This window comes from Chryseobacterium populi (assembly GCF_000282115.1).
Lineage (GTDB): Bacteria > Bacteroidota > Bacteroidia > Flavobacteriales > Weeksellaceae > Chryseobacterium > Chryseobacterium populi.
On record NZ_AKJY01000029.1, the window covers coordinates 1 to 1,190 of the forward strand.

Genomic DNA, 1,190 nt, shown 5'->3' on the forward strand with positions numbered 1-1,190 from the left:
TGAAGACTTACCCTTTTTCAAACAGTTGATAAATATAAAATATTCTCTAATTGATCAAAAACTCTTTAGCATATAGCCATGGACTAAGTCCATTTAAAGATTTATGCGGATGATTGCTATTATAATCAATCTGCCACTCATAAGCAATTGCATTTACTTCCATCAAAGATCCAAACAGATAAGCATCTAAAACATCTTCTCTGAATGTACGGTTTAAACGCTCAATGTATGCGTTTTGAGCAGGCTTTCCAGGTTGTATATACTGCAATTCAATATCATTAACTCTGCAGAAGTCCACAAAAACTTTGGAGAGAAATTCTGGACCGTTATCGGTTCTTATACGTTTGGGTTTAGGTCTATATATGATTAATTCCTTTAGCTTTTGTACTAACCTGACACCTGGAATCGAATAGAAAGCTTCGTTGATCAATGATTCTCTATTGTAATCATCAATGACATTCAATACCCTAAACCTCCGCCCATTAGACAAGGCATCACTCATAAAGTCAATTGACCATGTCTCATTAACTCTACCTGGAACGATCAGTTTCTCTTTAATACGACATGGAATGCGAGCTTTACGTTTAATTCTTAGTTTCAGGTTAATATTCCGATAAACACGAAGTACTCTTTTTCTATTCCAAAGCAAACCCTCCAAACGTATTTTACCATAATACGTTTCAAATCCCCTTGTGGGATACCTGGCCGCTAGCTCCAGTAATTTTGAAATAACAGTTTGGTCATCTTTTTTATGCCCATAATAATACATACTACGGCTCATACAAACGATCTTACAAGCCCTGTGAACACTGATTCCTGCTTCACTGATTATCCCTTCAGCCAACTCTTTTCGTTCACAGAGCTTTAAAGCTTTTTTTCTATGATATCCTTTAAAATACGATGATCCAAGCTCAGATCTGCAAACATGCGTTTAAGCCGAGCATTTTCTTCTTGTAGAGCTTTAAGCTCCTTAAGATGCTGTGCATCCATTCCTCCATACTTCTGTTTCCATTGATAAAAAGTAGGTGCGGAAATACCATGTTCACGACAAATATCTTTTGTCGCTTTCCCAGATTCATATTCTTTCAGAATATTGATAATCTGATGTTCCGAAAATTTGCTCTTTTTCATAAGGTTTAACAAACTAAATTTAATAATTTTAATTTGTCTGAAAAACAGGGAAGTCTACC

2 protein-coding genes are annotated in these 1,190 nt (G+C 35.5%); both read right to left on the reverse strand.

The annotated features are described in order from the left end of the window. Positions 1-46: 46 nt before the first annotated feature. On the reverse strand, positions 47-844 hold the full coding sequence (locus PMI13_RS08725) for an IS3 family transposase (protein ID WP_051999575.1): 798 nt from the start codon (positions 842-844) through the stop codon (positions 47-49). 20 nt (positions 845-864) lie between these two features. Continuing rightward, complete coding sequence (locus tag PMI13_RS21405; RefSeq protein ID WP_007842801.1) at positions 865-1,131, reverse strand: transposase; 267 nt, start codon at positions 1,129-1,131, stop codon at positions 865-867. Between the last annotated feature and the right edge of the window lie 59 nt (positions 1,132-1,190).